The sequence below is a fragment of the Paenibacillus radicis (ex Xue et al. 2023) genome (assembly GCF_024722015.1).
GTDB lineage: Bacteria > Bacillota > Bacilli > Paenibacillales > NBRC-103111 > Paenibacillus_S.
This window is the reverse complement of record NZ_JANQBD010000003.1, coordinates 363,105-380,306: the sequence shown is the minus strand read 5'-3', so window position 1 is coordinate 380,306 and position 17,202 is coordinate 363,105. Positions and strand designations below refer to the sequence as shown.

Sequence of the window (17,202 nt, the reverse complement as noted above, 5' to 3'; positions counted from 1 at the left end):
GAAAACCTTCACTTTGTGAGCTCGCCCATCCTGATGCTTAGCATAGCATTGAAATTCGCGCCAGATCATATCCATGAGCGTACGTATCTCGATTCGCAGTGTAGAACGTTTGCGGATCTCTGAGCGACGTGCTCGAGTTAGTACGCGAAGATGCCGCTGAACGCCTTCAACCAAGCGGGATTCTGTCGCCTTGTTGTTCTTGAGAGCGTGGGCAATGGACACCAAATCCAGGTCGTCTGTCTTGCACCAACTCAGGGCACTTGAACGCTCTTCAAAGGTGGTGTAGGCATTGAGGATTTGCACATGGTAACCATGTAGTGCCATCTGTCTGACGATATCCTCATAGTAATGGCCAGTAGCTTCAATGCCAAGAAGCAGACGAACAGCTCCCGTAAAGGTGATGGCCTGTTCAATTTTGCGATACAGCAGCTTCATTCCCGCATCACTTACCGAGAAAAAGAAGGGTTTCTCAATGATGTCACCGAAATAATTGCAGATCAGGGCTTTTTGGTGAAGCTTGGCCGCATCGATTGCTACGATGAGGACTTGTTCCAGGTTAACACCCCGTAGTAGTTGACTGAACTTTGTTCCCTTTAAGCCTTGAATATTTGAGGATTTCCCCATGCGACTTCAACCTCCTGTGGTAGGGTAGGTATAGATTGAAGCTCTTTGTCAGGTGCTTCGTATCTTCGATAGTTGCTGGGGATTTCCCTTCTTTAGTGGATTATATTACACGCCAGAAGTTATATTAATGAAACCACTCCATCTGAAGTGAGTTATGTCTTATGAATTCCAGGATATGGTATAATGTGGTAGGCGGTGAGATTTGATTACGTAATGTTGATTAGTATACGAGTAGTAAACCTTATGTATTTATTCGGTGGCACCTTGTAGGATCCAGGAAAAGAACTACAATTCATTTAGTGATTTTTTATGATGTTTTCGTGTTTTTTATTTTTTGCATAACATAGAAATTTCCATACAAGTATTGTAGTGGCAGGACGTTTAACGTATTTTGCTGTGGTTATTTTCATTATGCCTGTCATTCTTTTAGGATGGATGTTGTAGTTAAAAGATTGCAGTGAAGATATTATCGGTTAGTTGTTTCAAAAATAGTGGGGGACATTGGAAGATGAACATTGAATTCTTGGTAAAAAAACTGAAAACAATGCCTGATAATGTTATTTATTCACCAAGTGGGCTTCCATTTTTAGAAGGAGGAGTTGCTTTGCCTTCTGATTTGACTAGTTTTTATCAACTTTGCGGAGGGGGAAAGTTTTTTACAAAAAGTGATCATTCGATTTCCATTGTTTCTCCAAAAGAGTTTGTGTTAGCTAATCCAGTTATTGTTGGTGATAGATGCGAAGATGATATTTCTTCAGGTTGGTACATAATTGGAAGTGACAATAACGGTGATTATCTTACCATTGACCTTCATAAAGAAAGACTAGGAAAATGTTATGATAGCTTTTGGGATAGGCATGGAGTGGTTGGTGATTGTCCAGTTATTGCTCATTCGTTCACACATCTACTTATTCAATTAATTGAGAACAGTGGACATAGTTGGTATTGGTTAAAGGATGATTTTGAATCATTAGGTGACGCTTATGATTCGGCGAATCAATAAAACATGGACCTCTATATCTTGTTGAAAGAATTGATTTTATTGGAAAAGGTTAGATGGATTGAGGTACTTTGGTGGACAATTTGCAGAATTAATAGTAAACAAGATCAGCAGTATTGGAGTTCTCAAGGTATCAGGAAAGCACGATTTTATTGATGGAGTAGATGCGAATGGGATTTGATATAGTTATGTACGGAAGACTGAGTGAGCGATTGGGGGTTATAGAAATATCTTACTCTTTACATGAAGCAATTTATTTGAAGACAAGTGAATGGGAGAGTTACCAATTCTTAAGGGAATTAAAAGATTACTACAAAACAGACGTTACCTTCGACAGGAGTGGTATTAATGGATTTCTATTTGACTTGGAGCAAATGAAGCCATTAATTCATCAGCGGCGTGAAGAGCTAGACATACTTATTAGTTCTCTAAGCGATCTATATGTTGAACAGATTCACGTTGCAAGTGACTGAACGAAGAGCATTTTTTTTCTAAAGGGGTTCCCTATGAGGAAATACGTGGTTCTTGAAAAGCCGGTAGACAGTGTAAAAAAGGTAATGATATATGAGTCAAACGAAGGGGTGGTTGTCTTTTTATATAATACAGATGAAGATAAATCATGCTCCGCAGACCAATGGTATGAAGGCATACAGGACGCTAGCGATTACTGCATAGAACAGTTTAATATAAATGAAAAAGATTGGATTCTCATTGATGACCCCAATGATGGGTGCCAGCATGATTTAATTAAATGTGAATAAAACATGGCTTTTACTGTACAGGATTATTTCATTGTCGGCAGTAGCTAAAGGTTGATAAAAGAAATATGATTTTAATGTTGAAAGAGGGACTACATGCCATGAATCTGTATGAACAATGCGATGCTGTGAAAACAAAAGATGACCTAATGATTTTTATTCAAGTATTAAGAAATGACTTACAAACGAATAACGACGAATGGGAGAACATCACTCTTGAGCACTATTTAGAATCTATTGAAGCTTGGATAACTGATACTACGTCATTGCCAAACGAGCCTAATTGGAAAAGCCTTGCTCAAATCATGTATGCTGGTAAAGTTTATGAATGATGAATGCACTATCTTATCTAAGTGGTGAATCTAAATGAATGATAAAGAAAAGAGAAAATGGAGATTACAACAACTTCTACAGAAAAACAAAGATAAGCTTAAAAAGACCCACAAATATAGCGAATTGTTTAACGAATGTGTCGAATCGCTAGGTGATGCTACTATTGTCTTGTCAGAAGAATCTGGAAGAATGATAATGCATGAACTAGTAAGTATCTTTCCTTTAGCTTCATGGGGGAGAATTGATTGGAGCAAGGTTGAACGAAAAATAAAAGTGAATAGTCCTACCGAAATTATTAATATTCTTGGAAAAGAACTTGACGGAAATGACACTTACTTTTTTATACTTTGGGGCTACAGTGACTCACCTTGTCTTAAAGCAAAGTTAGGGAGAATAATACAGTATGTTGATGGCGTGATGCGTGTGGGTACAGACCAATTTGTTTTTTGTCTTGAAAATAGTGTAGTAATTGAATTTTATCATGATGGGGACATAACGATTGGCTTTGCGAAATGAAAGAGCATTTTTTATGAAAGGAAGTAGACCTCTATGGCCGAAGCATGTTGTATTGATTTCAGGTGATGGACATTGGTGGATTGCATTAGATTACCGGGATCGGAAAGAAGAACCGCCTGTAATATACATTGAGAGTGACGGTGGAACAACTTTTGAGTTGGCGAAAAATTTCAATTCTTTTTTAGTGGGGTTGTGTCATTGGGGATATGAGGATTGAGCCTATAAAAAAGGATTAGTAAAGAAATGAGGAAGTTTGAATGGGCAATCCTATTATTTGGTGAAGAACCCATTTAAAGAGTTACAAAGAGTCAAAATAAGATACGCTTAGTAAAGAAACCACACCAAAAGGATAAGTTCATATTTGTATTATGCAGTAATTCATTCGGAACTGGGTGGGTTCTTATGAACTTGCCACCTTGGGGACGATAAAAATGAAAAATACAAGGAGAGGATTAGTCGCATTGTGGTAAAAGACTAGTTTATAATTTGGCTTGAAATTTTTAACCAAGAAGTGATGGGGATTGGATAATAGTTTCTTCAAGTTCTTTAATATTAGATAAATTGCATTTAGGAATTGTTGATTTCTTGGAAATTATAGTAAATATTTCTTAGCTACATCTCGAATCAGGGGTGTTACTGCAAAACAATTATCTAAATCTTCTTCCAGCAATGCCCAATATTGAATAGTATTATAATGAATTTTTATTTCATTTACAAGATGATGACTAATTTTTCCCCATAAACCACTAATTTCATATCCTTCTTCTAAAGCATCGTCTAATGAGGATATTATCAATGACATCAAAGCAAATTTTTCTTCATTATTTAATATAGCATCTTCATAAAACAAAATAAATTCAGACACTCTCGAAGGATCTGATACCTCGTATTGCCAATCTTGAGAGTACTTATCCCTGACCGCTAAATTCAATTTCTCGTCAAGCATTTCAATTGCTTCTTTTGTAATATACTGTGGGTAACTGTTCTCCATTTTTGCCTCCTAATATTCAATTGTTAGTCAGAAGTGGTTCTTGTGGTTTTATGAATTGTTGTTATGCTTTTCTTTCATCTTTTTCTCCTTGAGTAACCGAAACGTCTCTCACTTCCTCTTCCCGCTACTGTTTTAGAGTGTCTTAATTGTTGTTGATATAAGTGTAAAAGCTTAGCATTTATTCCAAGCAGTTTTTTGAGTTGGATTTCCAATTACGACCAATTAAATCATTCAGCATGCTGGTTTGGTTCAAATATTTCATTATCTTTTCATCATTTCATAAATAACATCAAGCTAGCGTAGCAGAAAGGAGGGGAATAACAAAAAAACACAATACGATTATGCATTGTGGTTCTTTATTAAGGGTATGGTAACGGCATTAATAAATCATCATTTTTTCTCGCCCACCATCTTGAGTTATGACCATAATAAATGTCATACGCCCAAAAATCATCAGTTTCATGGAATATTATATCATCGTTAGTAATACATTCAACATTAATCCATCTTTTATTAAGTCTTCCAATCGCTTCTTCTTTGGAGATACTAAAGCTATCACTCATTTTCTGAACAATAGATTCACAGAATTTCTTAGCTAAATCTTCTGTCTTAAAAACAAATACCTCCAATGCGATCACCCTTAACACACTATTTACCTAATATTATCATAATTAGGTTCTGTTTTTTCTTTAATCTTCGTTACCTTTAACAACGGAACGTCTCCAATTCCTCTTCCAGCCGTTGCGATAGAAGGGCGCTTAATCGTTGTTGAACGTGAGTAAACCTCTTAATACCGAGGGAAGTAAAGTGTCCCATTACTTCAATTGTCCCTAACCGTCTTATTCTGCTTTGCGAGTAACTTTCTGTACATTTTAAATGATCGTTCTGCTTCTTGAATATTACCCATTTTTGTCAGCACAACGCCCTTGTTGTAGTAAAATTCTAAATCGCTTGAATTTATTTCAATAGCCTTATCATAATGTTGTAATGCCTGTTCAAACAATCCTTGGTAGTACAATAGGCTCCCTAAATTGTAATGAGCTTCTTCCTTGTAAGGGTCAATTTCAATGCATTTATAATAGCTTTCAATTGCTGCATTATCTAATTTTAATTTTTTCAATACAATCGCTTTATTTAGATGGGCAGATGAATGGTTAGGCTCTGCTTCTATCGCTTTATCATAAGCTTCTAAAGATTCCCTGTATTTTTTAAGCTTCTTAAGTTCATTAGCTTTGTTATAGTACGCGGAGCTAAAAAGAGGGTTAAGATTTATGACTTGATTATACAAAGTAATGGCTTCAATCGACTTTCCCTGAGACGACAAAGAATTAGCCATATTATAAATACAATTTAAGTTGTTCGGTTTTAATTCTAAAGCTTTGTCGAAATAAATAATTGCTTCATCATGACGCTCTAATCTAGCTAGTGTATTCGCTATGTTGTAGTATATCGTTGCATTTTTTGGATCCAAATATAACGCTTGTTGAAAGTATGAAAGTGCCTCTTCAAATTTAGACTGTTGGGCTAATTCAATACCTTCCCGGTTGAATTGGTTTGCTTGTTTTTTTTGATTTCTCATCTATAACTCACTCCGTTTTAAATACTGTTCAGCGTTTAGCATACTGGTCCACTAAGTTTCGGTTTCAATTTCACTATCCTGCCAGTTCAATAACGCAAGAAACGGAACCATGTGTTGTTATTAGGCCCCGTTCTCCGGTGTATTATTTACTATTATTTACCTTCAGCTTTTTACTTTTAAGAGACTAAACTCCAGCTCCTCTTTAAGCCGTTACGTTAGAAATGGTCTTAGTGATGCAGAGTTATCAACAATTATTGAAGGCGTCATCAAAAAGTTTTCTGTAGTGATACATCCCAAACTGAATTTCCAATGAGTCTATTGTGCTCCAGAAGATTTCCTCATCGAATCCTTCAAAATCTTGAACTATATATTCTGCAAGATTATGGAATGCATGTGCAATTCGAAAAATTCTATAAAAGCTGTCCTCGTTGAAACTGCCACTGTTCTTTATATCTAATAAGGCTTGATAGTTCAGTGCTTTATATGCCCTTTTTCGGATGTCATCCATAATTCAACTCCGTTTCTTGCATGATACTCCATATTTTAACATAAAACACAATCCAAATCTGTTCAAAACGAAAGAAATGGATGATCCTTGCGAGCTTGAAGGTTCCATTTTTATAATGCACTCTTTTTATTGATTTTTTTCTTTAATTTTTTACACTATGATGAAAGCTGAGCAAAAACAGGTAGTAGATGAAATTTAGAAAAATTTCGATGAACTTAGCACAAATATTAGTGATATACCAAGGGGAAGGACGATTAATTTATCGAAAAATTGGGATTTTGGAACCAAAATAATTTATAAGATCTATGGCACAACGGATGACTTTATATCATAGCGCCAATTATGAAATTTAAGATGCGAAAAATATCAGCTTGTTCTATTGGAATAGGCTGTTTTTCTTTGCGTATAAATAATTATTAAATCACGGAGGTGTCACGTTTGAAAACCAAAGCTAGGTTACTTGCACATTATCAAGAAGGACTACTCGAGAATGAATTAAATGAATTTTTGGATGACTTAGAATTAAATGGAGGCGAGATAATTGATATTAAATACAGCAGTGCTGTTTGTTTAGATAAAAACAGTAAAAGCAATGATGGTACGCTAGAACTTTATTCAGTACTAGTGATTTATCAGATTGGAATTTGATTTTATTGTCGGCTCTCGAATAAATAATGCATCAGGAACTTTTGTTATATGGGGTTGATTAATGGTGAAATTAGAATACATTGCGATAGGATTCGTAATTTGATGACGACATTAAGGAGAAATAGCAGAAAATAAAAATCGAAAAGGACATCTAATGTATCACCGAATGAACTGGCTTACATTGCTTACTATTTACTTTTTAAGAATATTATTAAGCACCTTAACCGGTGCTTTTTCTTTTTCCCATGGTCGATCGGGCAGTCGATTTGAAAGTACTGTGCTCATTTCCTCTATTTATATTTATATGAGCACAGCATTCTGGTGTTTGCTAATTACACGAGGATAAGTTGCATTAATCGATTATAAAGACCAATGAACGATCCCCCGAGAAATAAGTAATAAAGCACACTGCCACACATTGCAAGAAACAAAAATTTAATAATTTTCAATAATTTCGACCCCATTTTTATATAATTTCTTCTATGTTACTTGTTAAAGTTACTTTATAAATATGAAAACAGCAATGTTTTTTTCCATGTTCTAAGTTTTGAAGAAAATCCAACTTATTAGGGGAGATTCAGAGCAATCCAAGGAAAATTCGGGTTCTGGACAAGCTGCAGGCAGTGATCCGGAGGATGTTGAGGGAGTTATCTTGAAGAATAGCCTGTCCTTTGAAGATATTCAATTTGACTTCCCAGGGCTGCTGAAACGTAAAAAGGCCGGAGAGACGTGGATGGAAATTGCACAGAGTTTGAAAATCCCATCAACGACACTGCAAACGGCTTGAAATAAATACAAAAAGAAAGTGAAAGAGACAATGAAGGGGAAAGACAGGGCGGCGTAAGCTGCTCCTCCCAATTATAAGGAGGGAGAACGAGCTAATGAAAAAGCAAATGCAGCCGACTCGCCTTTTAAAGAAGCCGGCTGGAATCTGGCTAACTGGTTAGTAGAAAGGGATACAACATCAGAATTAGTGATTGTACGGCGAGAAACAGGCACAGTGAAGGTTATTCGAAAAGAGGCTTGATATCCATTCTATCCAGGTATCCATCTATAGGGGAAGCCCCTATACGGCTGCCGCCTTCGGCAAGGTTGGAAACGAGTAGGTCATAAGTCAGACGAGGATTTAACTTTTATCTCTTTTCGTTTGGGCAATATCCATAATAAACTGTTCTTTCCAATCTTCAACCTGTGCAGGGTCCATTCTTTTAAGAAAAGAATCTGTACTCCAAATATGTATGGCCAAGCTCTCATTATCAGATTCAAGTTCTTTATTTAGTTTGTTAAGAAAATTTTGATACTTAGTCATCTAGGGTAGAGCCTCCACATTTTCTTTAATTATAACACGTAATAAAAAAAGTTTAAAAACGGAAATACATGGGAGGGTTCAAAATGAATCAAAAACACACTTTGAACATTTGGTCGGAGCAACTTCCAGGATGAAATAACACCAAGCAGGGACAAGCGCAAAATGGTCGAAATCCGCAAGGGTGACAGAGGCTACGCCGTAGGTGACATCCTTGTCCTGAAGGAATACAGTCCTGATGAAAAACGGTATACAGGCCGGGAGGCTATCGTTAAAGTATCTCATTGTGTTATCACTCATTACGTAACAGGGAAGGAAGTCGGGAGGAATTAAAGAGAATAGTTGAAAAAAGTCATCTAAGCAGCCGGAAAAATGCAAAGGTTATGATTGGGGTAAATAGGATGGACTGAAGCAGGTTTGTCCAAAGCTGTTGTGTGTGAAAGTTTAGTTGAACTACTGCTAATAGACTGATCCTGGGGGAACTCGGAATCACTTAAAAATAATAAAAATAATCCCAGACCTACAAAAAGGCAGGGATTATTCTTTTATTATTGCACTTTATTCTGTTTGAAATCAAAACCGCCATTAATTAGAGGAGTTTTGTTGCCCTTTTCATCAGTTGTAGAGTAACTTAACTGAATCTTATTAAACTCCAAACTAATGGTTTCATTTGTATTGTTAAAGTCATAGTTGGATACAACCACATCGCTTAATTCTATAGTCAATAAAGGAGTGGGGGAATCACCACGGGATACGAATACAATTTTTCCATTTTTCATATGTTTGCCGGTTAAAGTATTCAGAAATAAAGGTACTGATGAGGAATCGAATTGTTTAATGACCATAAACTCTTTGACTGTGGGTTTTCCAGAAGCACCGCCACCTCCGCTTGAGTTTGATGAGGTATTAGAAACTTCAAAATGAATATCAGAGAGTACAATCCACTTTTCAAATTTTTCAACTGTTGCCTCACCTTCAATGCCTTCTAACTTCATATAAACATCGTAGTTAAGATCAACTTCGGTCTTGCCAGTTGTTGCTGCTGCTGCTGGAATCACACTAAAAGTTAGCATCAATGTCCATGAAATCAACATGGATAGAAGCATTTTTTTTAATGTTATCATGAAAATCACTCCTCATTAAATATTGATACAAAATTATTGATATTCAACGGAATGATGTTAAATGCAGGCCTGACAAAGAAACATCAAAACATTAATACAACTGATGTTTTGACAAATGATCTATCAGAAGGAAAGAGGGCTTTTTTGTTGTTATGATCAGGAAAATTTTCCTTAGCCTTAATAACAATAGATGGTGCAATAAATGCAACCATCTATTTAGAAGGAGAACTATGGGATGTGGAATTACTTGGAGAATAATCCACATCATATCATATGAAATTCTATCAAAATTGGAACGACATATTTCCCTTGAAAGTGTCTAATTTTTGGAAAGTCCAATCTTTTAACTCGATCTGTTCATAATATACAGAATGTTAACGAAAGGAGGCTGAAACCATGGGACTTGGAGTTGGAGGAATTGGTGGTGTAGGTAGCTGTAGCTGCGGTGGATTTTTTACATCTACTGGAGTGATTCTTGTACTTTTCATTTTGTTGGTAATTGTTTCTCGTTCATTTATCTAATAAAAAAGCAGCCCTCTTTCCGTTGGGTGAACTGTGACCCGAAAGATAGACACTTTGAAAAAAGTGCCCGTCTTTTGGGTTTTTGTGTTTTAATAAACAATACTACAGTGAATGAGGGAAGCTAACAACATGTCAAAACATCTTTTCACAACAACTCAAATAAGAATACTTGAAGCAAATCCTAATATTGTCCATGTATCCGAAAAAGCAATAACATATAAACCTGAATTTAAGCTGCAGGCCGTTCAAATGCACAAGAATGGTTATATGACCTATGCAGATTTTCCTTGAAGCTGGTTTTGACATTAAAATGATCGGAGTAGAAAAGCCGAAGAAGTGTTTAAAACGTTGGAGAGCAATCGATGATACCTACGGAGAGGAGGGATTACTGATGGACCGCAGAGGTAAAGCAAGTACAGGCAGGCCCCCATCCAAGGAGTTAAGCACAGAAGAGAAGCTTAGACGTGCTGAGGCGAAAATTAAGCTCTTAGAAGTGGAGAAAGAATTTTTAAAAAAGCTCGATGCTCTAGAAAGGCAGGTGAAGCGCGAACGCTAACACCTGCTGAGGCCTTTGAGCTTATTGAGATGACGATTCGTAAGCATCAATTGCAAGGCTTAACGGCCTATCTATGTGATGTTGCAGATGTAAGTCGTAGCGGCTATTACGCTTGGTTAAAAGCAGAGCCAAATCGACAAGAACGTGAATGTGCCGATGAGGCTGACTACCAGCTCATTCGGAAGCATTTTCTTTCGCTTCATGGCAAAGCAGGAGCGCTGACCGTTAGGATGCATTTGGAGCGCAGCGACGACGTGATTATGAATCATAAGAAAATTCGTAGACTGATGCGTAAATACAACCTGGTTGCTAAAGTAAGGCAGGCTAACCCTTACCGTAAGATGGCCAAAGCTACCCAAGAGCACCGGACCTGTCCAAACTTGTTAGAGCGCCAATTTAACCAAGGAGAGCCCGGGAAAGTACTGTTAACGGATATCACCTATATGAGGTATGGAAAGGGCCAATGGGCTTATCTGTCTTGTGTAAAAGATGGAGCAACGAACCAAGTGCCCGCACACGTTCTATCCACATCCTTGGAACTCCCTATTGTAGAAGAAACACTTGAAGAGCTACTAAGAAGCATGGATTACTCGGTTCATCCAGAAGCGATTCTACATTCCGATCAGGGAATGCATTACACACATCCCCTATTTCAAGAAAAGGTGAAGAAAGCTGGATTCAGACAATCCATGTCACGCAAGGGTAACTGTTGGGATAACGCACCTATGGAATCCTTCTTCGGCCACATGAAAGATGAACTTGAATACGAAGATTGCCAGACCATCGAGGAACTGCGGCAAAGAGTGAATGAATATATCCTTATGTACAACACTTGCCGCTACCAGTGGGGATTAAAAAAGATGACCCCTGATGAATACAGAAGTCATCTTCTTTCAGCCTAGTACCTTACCTTTTTATTACGTGTCCATAAATTGGGTCACAGTTCATGGGATTGAGGGTTGCTTTTTTATATGGGAAAATTCCCTATCGAAACACGAATGTGAGTTCGCCATTATGGATAAAATACAAACATGAGCTCTTATTTCTGGAGGGGCGGTGTTCGGTGATCCAAGCGAAAAAAGCACCATTACTTACACCTGGCGAGCTTCAACTCGTTAAGATGGGGATTATCTTATCCGTCATGCTTGATGTGCTTCAAAGGGATATCAAATAAATGAATCAAGTTAAGCTGAAGCTAAATATTCTTTATGTCACGAGTCTTGGTAAGGCTCTGTGCTGCTCTGAAACAGGCAATTGGCCGCACAGGTACATCCAAAGGACTTATTGTACATTCTGATCGCATCATTCAATACGCCAGTAAGGGCTACCAGAAACTCCTTGAGAAGAACGGGTTTATCTGCAACATGAGTCGCAAAGGTAACTGTTACGATAATTCTCCAATGGAATCCTTTTGGGGAAAGTTGAAAATGGAATGGCTCAATGATTACACATTCAAGACGCGAGCTGAGGCTAAGAAAGCTGTGTTTGAATATATCGAGCTCTTTTACAACCGTTGGAGAACGCTTTCATCCAACGATTATGTCCCACCATTCCTGGTCGGAGAAAGTTAGGCTAATTGGGTTCACTGAGGCTTTCTACGTGTCTACTTTTTCAGAGCAAGGCCATTCCTTTTAAAGCAACTTTTACCTCATCTGTATCTAATCCTTCACTTTATCAAAGTTTCCTAACACAAATAGTGGGAGAGCTAAACACAATCTTAGTGGAAGTGGGACAACACTGTCTGTAACAACTGGCTCTGCCTATGATGTTGAAGTTATCTTTGGCACTAGAAATGAGTTATTTGGAAACACAGGCACTTATGTTTACAATGGCACATGGGAGAACATTGTGTCAGGTGGGTATTTAGATTGGGGAAGAGTTAAAATTGGAATTGACTATGTTGGCTCTTCCCTAGAGGGAATAATGAGAGAAGAATTAGCTCAGGTTTTAGGGGGAGGAAATGACTTTTACCCTCTGCTGCTTCAGTAGGAACACCTATCACTGCCTTTCTTATGAATAGGATTGTTGAATTTGTCAATTCATTCGAATAAGCTTCTGCGATACCATCTGTGCTTTTTATTTGAAAATGAACTAAACTCCCTTTAAATCTGTAGTAATGCGAACCTCTCCAGAAATCGGAGAGGTTATTTTATTTTCTGGAGGGAGCACTTGTATGGCTGAAGGCGTTCTTAAAATGCACATTATAGCCGATTTAACAAAAGATCGCGTGGAAGAAATCGGCAGCTGCATCATGATCTTGGCTCAAGCTAGTCAAGACCCAGTAACAACGCTAAAACAAATGGATTTATGGTTAGGTGAGTAAATCGCCAAACTGGAACAATTAAAACCACTTGGATCCTAAACAAAAATATGTAAATAAGGGGATGAAATTTCATGTTGCTAATCGAAGAAGAGACGAAGGCGCAAATCAAACAAAGCAAACTGCGGCAGCTTAGTATGCAGCATTATGAAATGATGTTGCAAAAAGTGATTTATCAAGCCCGTGGCGTAGAACAATTGGCTATGCAAGCCGAGAGTGAAATCAGCAAGATTGAGGCGGCTTACACAGCCGTCGAAGCTTTAGAGTAAAATTTTTTTTGTGCCCGAGAAGGGGAGAGGGGGCACGGTATGCCACACGATGACGAGACAGGAGAAACCTACAGCGGTTGACTAGAGTTGAAACCGAACTCGATTTAATGATCAATGCCTGTGATATTGCAAACGAAGCCTTACTGTCAACTAAAGCAGGTCATAAGCGTATGGATAAGATGGAGGAAAACCAAACATGGCTCTGGAGGACAGCAATTGCCGCCCTTATTGTCGGAGGCATTGGGTTGTTATGGAAAGGAGTAGGTCACTAATGGATAGTCAATTCTTTACTTGGGAAGCTCTTTCCGCTATGGGAGGAGCTTCTTTGCCGATATGTCACTTTACCAACAGATGTATATGCCGTTTTCGTAGCATATTTTGTCCTGTTGCTTGCGCAGCTGGCGTTAGGAGCAAGTTGGTCGGACTGGAGAGTATACGCTTTGACGTTTGCTAATTCGTTTCTAGTAGCGGCTGCAACTGGGCAGATACAACATAAATCTATTAAGCCTCCAGGGCAATCGCAAGATTCGAAAAATTCCAATTCTGCATAAACTATTAAAAATGGAGTTGATAGCTGTGAAAGCACAGAATTTCATAGACACACTCACGCCCCTTGCTGTAGCAGAGCAAAAGCGAACCGGCGTCCTAGCGAGCATTACAATTGCTCAGGGAGCGTTAGAGAGTGGATGGGGAGCTGCTGCCCCTGGGAACAACCTGTTTGGTATTAAAGGTACAGGGCAAGAGTTTACCACACAAGAATACTTCAACGGGGCTTTTGTAACTGTTACGGACGGTTTTCGGGTTTACTCCAGCTGGGAAGGCTCAGTGATTGATCACAGCAATTTCCTCTTAGAAAACAGCCGCTATACAAAGGCCGGATTCTTCGACCGATGCGCGGAGCTAGACTATGCAGGTGCTGCACAATCACTTCAAGCAGCTGGTTATGCAACGGATCCTGGTTATGCCAGGAAGCTGATTTCGATAATTGAGAGTAATGAATTGGCTCGTTACGACATTTTGGATGAGTCACAATTAGAGGAGGAGGAAACAAACATGCCTATGAAACTGGAGCAATGGCAATGGGATATGCTGTATCAAGTGATGGGAAAAGCATACAATGCGGACCAAATGGACTGGAACTGGATGCAAAAGATCGTAGACAAGACACTCACAGCCTCTGAGCTGGCTTTCCTGAACACGGTGTTGGATGGTCGGATTGATCGGAAAATAGAAGTGTAGTTCGGAAAAATTACCTTAGCATATTCTCAAACAGTTGAAAATTTCATAACCTCATCCTTCGAAAAGGGGGGGGGGCTCTGTTTTATATCGAAATCGAAGTGGCGAGAAGACAAAGTCTTGTTTTATCACTCAGTGAATTAATTTAATTACAATTAGAAGTCCTATCACTACAACAAGTGGTACTACTGTAAAAAAACCAATGATGCATGCAAAAATAATAAGCCACTTTTTTAGCAAGTCACCTGATTGAACTTGTTGTTTTATTGCATATCCAGCTGGCACGGCAACTGAGACAATAGGGCTTACTTCAATTGGTACTATTTTATTTAATCTTATTAATAAGTCTTGATACTCCTCGAGAGCTTCTGGCACGAAAATAAATTTTTGAGGGTCGTCCGACTGAATGGAAACCCCTCCGGCTAATTGAATGATTCTCGTTATTTCTTTAATCTGTATCTCTGCGTTAGGTGTTTTTGTTTGGGTTTTTACAAGCAGATCATCTGAAAGTAATATTCTAAAACTATACCAATCTCTCCTAACCTTATAGAAACTATAAAAGAACTTCACGATGGCAGACGAACTTACCATTAGAATCATTAATACAATTAAAAGTTTTGTTAGGCTATCATTTGCAAAGCGATTAATTGTTGAATAAACAATGATTGGAACCACTAGAAAAAAAGTGACAATATATTTTGCGAATTTCTTGTAACTAACGTTAAACTCTTCTTTCTTTAAAGAATATTCTTTCATGAATATGTTCTTCCTTTCGGTTTTGCGGTTTTCATTGGCCAATGAATAAATCACTTTATATCCCACAATACCACAGCCCCCAATTGATTACCATAAAATGGTTAAGTGGCCAGGAAACTTTCCCTTACTCAAATTCCCGAACACTCGGGAATATCAAAAGCCCTCATCCTTCGGGATTGAGGGCTTTTTTGTTTCATGTTATTTTAGTCTGTATAATAAATAATGGATTAATTGGGATAAACATGGGTGTGAGTGATAATGGTCTTTTCATTTACGACAGCAATTATTCAATTATTGTCGCTAGTATTTTGGGTTTTTATTATTTATGTGGCGGTAACATTAATGAAAAACTCAAACGAAAGTAAAAAGAGATTAGAAAATATTGAGTTGGAACTTCGTGAAATTAATCAGCGACTTAGTAATACTTCAGACCACGAATAGATCATAAAAAATTACCGTACCCCGCCAGCTCATCACTAGCGGGGCTTTCTTTGTGGTGAAGGGTTAGAACCCATTCGCCCATCAAATTTTAATTACTATTCAACTCTCATGCTCGTCCTCCGATGACCGCGAAAAAACAATACCCCTCTTAATTAACTCTTTTTCTAGTAATTCTATAAATGCCTTCTCAAGCTTTAGTTCAAGTGCCTTGTTGTAGCATTGAAGTAGATGATTGTCATTAAGATTCAATAGAACATCATTCTCCTTATAGCGAATGGCATCCTATCCCCTCACCTATTAATAATTATATTATTATTAACATCATTTACTTTATTTTACTTTAAATGTTTGAACATTCCATGTAAATATTTGTATTCTACTATTTGTGTCAATACATAAAAAGTAAATTGAGGGAGAGATTTGTTTGAAGAAGCGTATATCTATTTTTTTGTCTACTTTAATTATCATCCTGATGCTTCCGGTTTCATCGGTTTTTGCAGCAACAGATTACAGTGGTGGCTTACTCGATGGTAAAGCATTAGTCCGTTCAGATGGATTTCAGATAACAACATTAACTGATAATAATGAGGAAACTAGTTTCGTAATGGGAGCACAATTGAGTCCCGATGGGTCAGGAGTATTTACTTACACATTTGAATCAACAGCGGATATTACTGGTTATCGCTTAAAAGCCCCTGTAAGCCCTATTGCGGAGTTTTGGTTTTATGGTTCCGATGGAAATCAAAAAAAATACATTTATCCAATGATTTACAATGGTTCGTTTGTTAGTCTAAACATTATGGGTGTTAAATCTATTAAATATCGATCTGGTAGTTCGGGAGCTTACACTGTTTCGGAGTTCAATTTATACGGTACTCCCGCACAACCAGAACCGCCAATAGTTCCATTGGGACTTACTACATCTGGTGGTAATGCCCAAGTAGTGCTCTCTTGGAACGCAGTAACCGGAGCCACTGGCTACAATGTTAAACGTTCCACTACAGCCGGTGGTCCCTACACAAGTATAGCATACGGTGTAATAGGCTCGTCTTATAATGATTCCACAGTCACCAACGGTATTACTTACTACTACGTCGTTACTGCCGTTAATGCTGGCGGCGAAAGCGCCAACTCTGCTCAAGTATTAGCTACACCTCAAGCACCTATGACCCCAATTCCAATAGCACCGGTACTGATGGGACAAGCGGGTGATACACAAAACATTTTGAGTTGGACAGAATCACCAGCAGTAACTGGTTATATAGTTAAGCGTTCCAAAACAGCCGGTGGACCTTATACTGCAGTAACAAGTATTGTCTATGCTTCTCCTTACATTGACACATCTGTTGTTAACGGCACAATCTACTATTATGTTGTAACAGCCGTTAATGCTGCTGGAGAAAGTGGCAATTCTAACGAAGCATCAGCAACACCTCGAGGAACCATTACTCCACCATCTTCAAATAAAGCTCTGCTAGTCATCACTTTAGTAAGCGGCCTTGAAAAAGAATATGATCTTCCTATGAGCGAAGTAAATAACTTCATCACTTGGTACAACAGCCGCGCTGCCGGCACTGGATCAGAAGTCTTTACAATCAACAAATCGTTTAATAAAGCGAACTTTTTATCAAGAAAAGATTATATTTCTTTCAATAAAATACAAACATTTATAATCAATGAATATCAAGCAACTAATTAATAAACGAACCTTTTAT

23 protein-coding genes and 3 pseudogenes are annotated in these 17,202 nt (G+C 37.9%); 18 read left to right on the top strand and 8 right to left on the bottom strand.

Features of this window, described 5'->3' with window-relative positions:
- Positions 1–624: IS110 family transposase (locus NV381_RS06685; RefSeq protein WP_258212484.1), on the bottom strand; the 624-nt coding region annotated here is incomplete at its 3' end.
- Positions 625–1,132: 508 nt separating this feature from the next.
- Here NV381_RS06685 and NV381_RS06680 point away from each other — a divergent pair.
- The 6 genes from NV381_RS06680 to NV381_RS06655 all read left to right on the top strand — a co-directional run bounded on the left by NV381_RS06680 (position 1,133) and on the right by NV381_RS06655 (position 3,448).
- Positions 1,133–1,627: an SMI1/KNR4 family protein gene (locus NV381_RS06680; protein ID WP_258212483.1), complete on the top strand. Its 495-nt coding sequence runs from the start codon at positions 1,133–1,135 to the stop codon at positions 1,625–1,627.
- 167 nt (positions 1,628–1,794) lie between these two features.
- Positions 1,795–2,097, top strand: a complete 303-nt coding sequence (locus tag NV381_RS06675; protein WP_258212482.1) for a hypothetical protein — start codon at positions 1,795–1,797, stop codon at positions 2,095–2,097.
- Between the two features lie 33 nt (positions 2,098–2,130).
- Entirely contained in the window at positions 2,131–2,385 is a 255-nt protein-coding gene (locus NV381_RS06670) for a hypothetical protein (RefSeq protein ID WP_258212481.1), read from the top strand.
- A gap of 98 nt (positions 2,386–2,483) precedes the next feature.
- Positions 2,484–2,714, top strand: a complete 231-nt coding sequence (locus NV381_RS06665) for a DUF7660 family protein (RefSeq protein ID WP_258212480.1) — start codon at positions 2,484–2,486, stop codon at positions 2,712–2,714.
- Positions 2,715–2,748: 34 nt separating this feature from the next.
- On the top strand, positions 2,749–3,231 hold the full coding sequence (locus NV381_RS06660) for a hypothetical protein (protein ID WP_258212479.1): 483 nt from the start codon (positions 2,749–2,751) through the stop codon (positions 3,229–3,231).
- Positions 3,215–3,448: an SMI1/KNR4 family protein gene (locus tag NV381_RS06655; protein WP_258212478.1), complete on the top strand. Its 234-nt coding sequence runs from the start codon at positions 3,215–3,217 to the stop codon at positions 3,446–3,448. Before NV381_RS06660 ends, NV381_RS06655 begins: the two co-directional genes overlap by 17 nt.
- Positions 3,449–3,823: 375 nt before the next feature.
- Here the strand turns inward: NV381_RS06655 and NV381_RS06650 are convergent, their stop codons facing one another.
- From NV381_RS06650 to NV381_RS06640, 3 genes are all read right to left on the bottom strand, one after another.
- Positions 3,824–4,222 carry a hypothetical protein gene (locus NV381_RS06650; RefSeq protein ID WP_258212477.1) on the bottom strand — a complete coding sequence of 133 codons (399 nt, stop codon included), beginning with the start codon at positions 4,220–4,222 and terminating at the stop codon, positions 3,824–3,826.
- 359 nt (positions 4,223–4,581) lie between these two features.
- The gene (locus NV381_RS06645) at positions 4,582–4,851 is read right to left on the bottom strand and encodes a hypothetical protein (protein WP_258212476.1); all 270 of its coding nucleotides are present in this window, start codon (positions 4,849–4,851) and stop codon (positions 4,582–4,584) included.
- Between the two features lie 191 nt (positions 4,852–5,042).
- Complete coding sequence (locus tag NV381_RS06640; RefSeq protein WP_258212475.1) at positions 5,043–5,801, bottom strand: tetratricopeptide repeat protein; 759 nt, start codon at positions 5,799–5,801, stop codon at positions 5,043–5,045.
- A gap of 946 nt (positions 5,802–6,747) precedes the next feature.
- Here NV381_RS06640 and NV381_RS06635 point away from each other — a divergent pair.
- From NV381_RS06635 to NV381_RS38405, 3 genes and pseudogenes are all read left to right on the top strand, one after another.
- On the top strand, positions 6,748–6,957 hold the full coding sequence (locus NV381_RS06635; RefSeq protein ID WP_258212474.1) for a sporulation protein Cse60: 210 nt from the start codon (positions 6,748–6,750) through the stop codon (positions 6,955–6,957).
- A gap of 547 nt (positions 6,958–7,504) precedes the next feature.
- Positions 7,505–7,744, top strand: a complete 240-nt coding sequence (locus tag NV381_RS06630) for a hypothetical protein (protein ID WP_258212473.1) — start codon at positions 7,505–7,507, stop codon at positions 7,742–7,744.
- Positions 7,745–7,882: 138 nt separating this feature from the next.
- Positions 7,883–7,984: pseudogene (locus NV381_RS38405) on the top strand (DUF6906 family protein); the annotation flags it as partial.
- Positions 7,985–8,083: 99 nt separating this feature from the next.
- Here the strand turns inward: NV381_RS38405 and NV381_RS06625 are convergent.
- The gene (locus NV381_RS06625; RefSeq protein ID WP_258212472.1) at positions 8,084–8,266 is read right to left on the bottom strand and encodes a hypothetical protein; all 183 of its coding nucleotides are present in this window, start codon (positions 8,264–8,266) and stop codon (positions 8,084–8,086) included.
- Between the two features lie 162 nt (positions 8,267–8,428).
- Between NV381_RS06625 and NV381_RS06620 the strand changes: the two genes are divergently transcribed.
- Positions 8,429–8,596: a DUF3850 domain-containing protein gene (locus NV381_RS06620; protein ID WP_258212471.1), complete on the top strand. Its 168-nt coding sequence runs from the start codon at positions 8,429–8,431 to the stop codon at positions 8,594–8,596.
- Between the two features lie 215 nt (positions 8,597–8,811).
- Here NV381_RS06620 and NV381_RS06615 read toward each other — a convergent pair whose 3' ends face one another.
- Positions 8,812–9,387, bottom strand: coding sequence for an Hcp family type VI secretion system effector (locus NV381_RS06615; protein WP_258212470.1), 576 nt, complete (start codon positions 9,385–9,387; stop codon positions 8,812–8,814).
- A 396-nt stretch (positions 9,388–9,783) separates the two neighbouring features.
- Between NV381_RS06615 and NV381_RS06610 the strand changes: the two genes are divergently transcribed.
- The 7 genes and pseudogenes from NV381_RS06610 (at position 9,784) to NV381_RS06580 (ending at position 14,293) form a co-directional block, all read left to right on the top strand.
- Positions 9,784–9,909 (top strand): YjcZ family sporulation protein, encoded by a 126-nt coding sequence (locus NV381_RS06610; RefSeq protein ID WP_258212469.1) that lies wholly within the window; start codon positions 9,784–9,786, stop codon positions 9,907–9,909.
- A gap of 129 nt (positions 9,910–10,038) precedes the next feature.
- Positions 10,039–11,367 (top strand): annotated as a pseudogene (locus tag NV381_RS06605) (IS3 family transposase).
- Positions 11,368–11,691: 324 nt separating this feature from the next.
- A pseudogene (locus NV381_RS06600) lies at positions 11,692–12,036 on the top strand (IS3 family transposase); the annotation flags it as partial.
- 602 nt (positions 12,037–12,638) lie between these two features.
- Positions 12,639–12,788, top strand: coding sequence for a hypothetical protein (locus tag NV381_RS06595; protein WP_258212468.1), 150 nt, complete (start codon positions 12,639–12,641; stop codon positions 12,786–12,788).
- A gap of 71 nt (positions 12,789–12,859) precedes the next feature.
- Positions 12,860–13,054 carry a hypothetical protein gene (locus tag NV381_RS06590; RefSeq protein WP_258212467.1) on the top strand — a complete coding sequence of 65 codons (195 nt, stop codon included), beginning with the start codon at positions 12,860–12,862 and terminating at the stop codon, positions 13,052–13,054.
- A gap of 77 nt (positions 13,055–13,131) precedes the next feature.
- A complete protein-coding gene (locus NV381_RS06585) occupies positions 13,132–13,326 on the top strand; it encodes a hemolysin XhlA family protein (protein ID WP_258212466.1) in 195 nt (64 codons plus the stop codon).
- Positions 13,327–13,630: 304 nt separating this feature from the next.
- Positions 13,631–14,293, top strand: coding sequence for a glycoside hydrolase family 73 protein (locus tag NV381_RS06580; protein WP_258212465.1), 663 nt, complete (start codon positions 13,631–13,633; stop codon positions 14,291–14,293).
- Positions 14,294–14,422: 129 nt separating this feature from the next.
- On the opposite strand, the gene NV381_RS06575 is transcribed toward NV381_RS06580, so the two are convergent.
- A complete protein-coding gene (locus tag NV381_RS06575; protein WP_258212464.1) occupies positions 14,423–15,112 on the bottom strand; it encodes a hypothetical protein in 690 nt (229 codons plus the stop codon).
- 474 nt (positions 15,113–15,586) lie between these two features.
- Complete coding sequence (sda, locus tag NV381_RS38400; protein ID WP_379374517.1) at positions 15,587–15,736, bottom strand: sporulation histidine kinase inhibitor Sda; 150 nt, start codon at positions 15,734–15,736, stop codon at positions 15,587–15,589.
- Between the two features lie 175 nt (positions 15,737–15,911).
- Here sda and NV381_RS06570 point away from each other — a divergent pair, with 175 nt between their 5' ends.
- Positions 15,912–17,186 carry a fibronectin type III domain-containing protein gene (locus NV381_RS06570; protein ID WP_258212463.1) on the top strand — a complete coding sequence of 425 codons (1,275 nt, stop codon included), beginning with the start codon at positions 15,912–15,914 and terminating at the stop codon, positions 17,184–17,186.
- The last annotated feature ends 16 nt before the right edge of the window (positions 17,187–17,202 follow it).

Coding starts and splice junctions, on each gene's coding strand:
- NV381_RS06680 (WP_258212483.1), top strand. CDS start 1,133: ATGAACATTGAATTCTTGGTAAAAAAACTGAAAACAATGCCTGATAAT.
- NV381_RS06675 (WP_258212482.1), top strand. CDS start 1,795: ATGGGATTTGATATAGTTATGTACGGAAGACTGAGTGAGCGATTGGGG.
- NV381_RS06670 (WP_258212481.1), top strand. CDS start 2,131: ATGAGGAAATACGTGGTTCTTGAAAAGCCGGTAGACAGTGTAAAAAAG.
- NV381_RS06665 (WP_258212480.1), top strand. CDS start 2,484: ATGAATCTGTATGAACAATGCGATGCTGTGAAAACAAAAGATGACCTA.
- NV381_RS06660 (WP_258212479.1), top strand. CDS start 2,749: ATGAATGATAAAGAAAAGAGAAAATGGAGATTACAACAACTTCTACAG.
- NV381_RS06650 (WP_258212477.1), bottom strand. CDS start 4,222: ATGGAGAACAGTTACCCACAGTATATTACAAAAGAAGCAATTGAAATG.
- NV381_RS06640 (WP_258212475.1), bottom strand. CDS start 5,801: ATGAGAAATCAAAAAAAACAAGCAAACCAATTCAACCGGGAAGGTATT.
- NV381_RS06625 (WP_258212472.1), bottom strand. CDS start 8,266: ATGACTAAGTATCAAAATTTTCTTAACAAACTAAATAAAGAACTTGAA.
- NV381_RS06620 (WP_258212471.1), top strand. CDS start 8,429: ATGGTCGAAATCCGCAAGGGTGACAGAGGCTACGCCGTAGGTGACATC.
- NV381_RS06615 (WP_258212470.1), bottom strand. CDS start 9,387: ATGATAACATTAAAAAAAATGCTTCTATCCATGTTGATTTCATGGACA.
- NV381_RS06610 (WP_258212469.1), top strand. CDS start 9,784: ATGGGACTTGGAGTTGGAGGAATTGGTGGTGTAGGTAGCTGTAGCTGC.
- NV381_RS06595 (WP_258212468.1), top strand. CDS start 12,639: ATGGCTGAAGGCGTTCTTAAAATGCACATTATAGCCGATTTAACAAAA.
- NV381_RS06590 (WP_258212467.1), top strand. CDS start 12,860: ATGTTGCTAATCGAAGAAGAGACGAAGGCGCAAATCAAACAAAGCAAA.